Annotated in this window: 2 rRNA genes; both read left to right on the forward strand. The window is 58.2% G+C overall.

Annotated features, from left to right (window positions below):
* Nucleotides 1-1,327, forward strand: a 16S ribosomal RNA gene (locus M2302_RS32910); the annotation flags it as partial.
* Nucleotides 1,328-1,698: 371 nt separating this feature from the next.
* Nucleotides 1,699-4,809: ribosomal RNA gene (locus M2302_RS32915) — 23S ribosomal RNA — on the forward strand.
* Nucleotides 4,810-4,862 lie beyond the last annotated feature (53 nt).

A 4,862-nucleotide genomic window follows, 5' to 3' on the forward strand; every position in this document is an offset into this window, starting at 1 on the left:
GGCTTGGTGGAAAGTTTTTCGGCCTGGGATGGGCTCGCGGCCTATCAGCTTGTTGGTGGGGTGATGGCCTACCAAGGCGACGACGGGTAGCCGGCCTGAGAGGGCGACCGGCCACACTGGGACTGAGACACGGCCCAGACTCCTACGGGAGGCAGCAGTGGGGAATATTGCACAATGGGCGGAAGCCTGATGCAGCGACGCCGCGTGAGGGATGACGGCCTTCGGGTTGTAAACCTCTTTCAGCAGGGACGAAGCGTAAGTGACGGTACCTGCAGAAGAAGCGCCGGCCAACTACGTGCCAGCAGCCGCGGTAAGACGTAGGGCGCGAGCGTTGTCCGGATTTATTGGGCGTAAAGAGCTCGTAGGCGGCTTGTCACGTCGACCGTGAAAACTTGGGGCTCAACCCCAAGCCTGCGGTCGATACGGGCAGGCTAGAGTTCGGTAGGGGAGACTGGAATTCCTGGTGTAGCGGTGAAATGCGCAGATATCAGGAGGAACACCGGTGGCGAAGGCGGGTCTCTGGGCCGATACTGACGCTGAGGAGCGAAAGCGTGGGGAGCGAACAGGATTAGATACCCTGGTAGTCCACGCTGTAAACGTTGGGCGCTAGGTGTGGGGGGCCTCTCCGGTTCCCTGTGCCGCAGCTAACGCATTAAGCGCCCCGCCTGGGGAGTACGGCCGCAAGGCTAAAACTCAAAGGAATTGACGGGGGCCCGCACAAGCGGCGGAGCATGCGGATTAATTCGATGCAACGCGAAGAACCTTACCTGGGTTTGACATGGCCGCAAAACTCACAGAGATGTGAGGTCCTTCGGGGGCGGTCACAGGTGGTGCATGGCTGTCGTCAGCTCGTGTCGTGAGATGTTGGGTTAAGTCCCGCAACGAGCGCAACCCTCGTTCGATGTTGCCAGCGCGTTATGGCGGGGACTCATCGAAGACTGCCGGGGTCAACTCGGAGGAAGGTGGGGATGACGTCAAGTCATCATGCCCCTTATGTCCAGGGCTTCACGCATGCTACAATGGCCGGTACAATGGGCTGCGATACCGTGAGGTGGAGCGAATCCCAAAAAGCCGGTCTCAGTTCGGATCGGGGTCTGCAACTCGACCCCGTGAAGTCGGAGTCGCTAGTAATCGCAGATCAGCAACGCTGCGGTGAATACGTTCCCGGGCCTTGTACACACCGCCCGTCACGTCACGAAAGTCGGCAACACCCGAAGCCGGTGGCCCAACCCCTTGTGGGAGGGAGCCGTCGAAGGTGGGGCTGGCGATTGGGACGAAGTCGTAACAAGGTAGCCGTACCGGAAGGTGCGGCTGGATCACCTCCTTTCTAAGGAGCACCTTCACCTGAAAGGGTGCAAGGAGCCCGCGGCCCGCGAATGTCGGGTCGGGGTGCTCAATGGCGGAGACACTGGCGAGTTTGGTCCTGGCAACGGCCGGGTTCCTCCTAGTACAGCCACCCTCGGGTGGTGGGAACGGGGTCCTGGTGCGGCTGGGCACGGACGTAGAGCACCCTGTTGGGTCCTGAAAGAACAACCCATGGTTGTCTTTCAGAGACTGGTCCGAGGCTGAGGCTTCGGGAGTCTGCCAGGCATGGCCTGGCCTCACATACCGCCGGCGTTGGTCGGGCTGGTGTGGGGCGGATCGGGTTGTGGGTTGGTCGTTTGTTGAGAATTGCACAGTGGACGCGAGCATCTTTGTGGTCAAGTTGTCAAGGGCGAACGGTGAATGCCTTGGCACCAGGAGCCGATGAAGGACGTGGGAGGCCGCGATAGGCCTGGGGGAGCTGTCAACCAAGCTGTGATCCCAGGGTGTCCGAATGGGGAAACCCGGCACCAGTCATGTGGTGTCACCTGCACCTGAACACATAGGGTGTATGGAGGGAACGCGGGGAAGTGAAACATCTCAGTACCCGTAGGAAGAGAAAACAAATTTAGTGATTCCGTGAGTAGTGGCGAGCGAAAGCGGATTGAGGCTAAACCGGCTGCGTGTGATACCTGTCAGGGGTTGCGTGGTCGGGGTTGTGGGACCCCGCTGAACAAGCTGACACTTGTTCGAGGAGTTACAAAGTCAGTGGCTAGTCGAACAGTCTGGAATGGCTGACCGTAGACGGTGAAAGTCCGGTAGGTGAAAGTTGCTGACCTTCTGTGGGTGTTCCCGAGTAGCGGCGGACCCCTGAAATCTGCCGTGAATCTGCCAGGACCACCTGGTAAGCCTAAATACTTCCTGGTGACCGATAGCGGACGAGTACCGTGAGGGAATGGTGAAAAGTACCCCGGGAGGGGAGTGAAATAGTACCTGAAACCGTTCGCCTACAATCCGTCGGAGCCTTACGGGGTGACGGCGTGCCTTTTGAAGAATGAGCCTGCGAGTTAGTGGCATGTGGCGAGGTTAACCCGTGTGGGGGAGCCGTAGCGAAAGCGAGTCTGAATAGGGCGATTCAGTCGCATGCTCTAGACCCGAAGCGGAGTGATCTAGCCATGGGCAGGCTGAAGCGCGGGTAAGACCGCGTGGAGGGCCGAACCCACCAACGTTGAAAAGTTGGGGGATGACCTGTGGTTAGGGGTGAAAGGCCAATCAAACTCCGTGATAGCTGGTTCTCCCCGAAATGCATTTAGGTGCAGCGTCGCGTGTTTCTTGCCGGAGGTAGAGCACTGGATGGTCTAGGGGGCCCACAAGCTTACCGAAATCAGCCAAACTCCGAATGCCGGTAAGTGAGAGCGCGGCAGTGAGACTGCGGGGGATAAGCTTCGTAGTCGAGAGGGAAACAGCCCAGATCACCAGCTAAGGCCCCTAAGCGTGTGCTAAGTGGAAAAGGATGTGGGGTCGCATAGACAACCAGGAGGTTGGCTTAGAAGCAGCCACCCTTTAAAGAGTGCGTAATAGCTCACTGGTCAAGTGGTTCCGCGCCGACAATGTAGCGGGGCTCAAGCACACCGCCGAAGCTGTGGCATTCACATTTCAACCTCGCTTGGACTTGATTCCTTGTGCAGGTGTGTGGATGGGTAGGGGAGCGTCGTGCCGCGGGTGAAGCAGCGGGGTGACCCAGTTGTGGACGCGGCACGAGTGAGAATGCAGGCATGAGTAGCGAAAGAAGGGTGAGAAACCCTTCCGCCGGATGACCAAGGGTTCCAGGGCCAGGCTAATCCGCCCTGGGTGAGTCGGGACCTAAGGCGAGGCCGAGAGGCGTAGTCGATGGACAACGGGTTGATATTCCCGTACCCGCGAAAGAGCGACCCTGACGAACCTCGCTGTGCTAACCACCCGAACCGGTGGTGACCTTCGGGTCGCTGTCGGGGAGCGTGGGAACCTGGCGGGTAGTAGTCAAGCGATGGGGTGACGCAGGAAGGTAGCTGAGCCCGGCCGGTGGTTGTGCCGGGGTAAGCGTGTAGGCCGCACCATAGGCAAATCCGTGGTGCACGAAGGCTGAGACGTGATGCCGAGCCGATTCAGGTGAAGTCAGTGATCCTATGCTGCCGAGAAAAGCCTCTAGCGAGTTCTTAGCGGCCCGTACCCCAAACCGACACAGGTGGTCAGGTAGAGAATACCGAGGCGATCGGGCGAACTGTGGTTAAGGAACTCGGCAAATTGCCCCCGTAACTTAGGGAGAAGGGGGGCCGGAGACGTGAAGCCCCACGCGGGTGGAGCGTTGTATGGCCGCAGAGAGCAGGGGGAAGCGACTGTTTACTAAAAACACAGGTCCATGCGAAGAAGTAATTCGATGTATATGGACTGACGCCTGCCCGGTGCTGGAACGTTAAGGGGACCTGTTAGCTCTTCGGGGCGAAGCGGAGAACTTAAGCGCCAGTAAACGGCGGTGGTAACTATAACCATCCTAAGGTAGCGAAATTCCTTGTCGGGTAAGTTCCGACCTGCACGAATGGCGTAACGACTTCCCCACTGTCTCAACCACAGGCCCGGCGAAATTGCATTACGAGTAAAGATGCTCGTTACGCGCGGCAGGACGGAAAGACCCCGGGACCTTTACTATAGCTTGACATTGGTATCCGAATTAGCTTGTGTAGGATAGGTGGGAGCCGGTGAAGTCCATACGCCAGTATGGGTGGAGGCAATCTTGAAATACCACTCTGGTTGATTTGGGTATCTAACTTCGGACCGTTATCCGGTTCAGGGACAGTGTCTGGTGGGTAGTTTAACTGGGGCGGTTGCCTCCTAAAGGGTAACGGAGGCGCCCAAAGGTTCCCTCAGCCTGGTTGGCAATCAGGTGTTGAGTGCAAGTACACAAGGGAGCTTGACTGTGAGACTGACAGGTCGAGCAGGGACGAAAGTCGGGACTAGTGATCCGGCACTTGCGAGTGGAAGCGGTGTCGCTCAACGGATAAAAGGTACCCCGGGGATAACAGGCTGATCTTCCCCAAGAGTCCATATCGACGGGATGGTTTGGCACCTCGATGTCGGCTCGTCGCATCCTGGGGCTGTAGCAGGTCCCAAGGGTTGGGCTGTTCGCCCATTAAAGCGGTACGCGAGCTGGGTTTAGAACGTCGTGAGACAGTTCGGTCCCTATCCGCCGTGCGCGTAGGATACTTGAGAAGGGCTGTCCCTAGTACGAGAGGACCGGGACGGACGAACCTCTGGTGTGCCAGTTGTCCCGCCAGGGGCACGGCTGGTTAGCTACGTTCGGAAGGGATAACCGCTGAAAGCATCTAAGCGGGAAGCCTGCTTCAAGATGAGGTATCCCACCATCTTCGGATGGGTAAGGCCCCCAGCTAGACGACTGGGTTGATAGGCCGGAAATGTAAGCCCGGTAACGGGTTCAGTTGACCGGTACTAATAGGCCGAGGACTTGACTACAAAGCTGCTACGCGTCCACTGTGCAACTCCCGACAAACGAACAACACCCAGCA

Origin of the sequence: Micromonospora sp. A200 (assembly GCF_029893845.1) — a bacterium.
GTDB lineage: Bacteria > Actinomycetota > Actinomycetes > Mycobacteriales > Micromonosporaceae > Micromonospora > Micromonospora purpureochromogenes.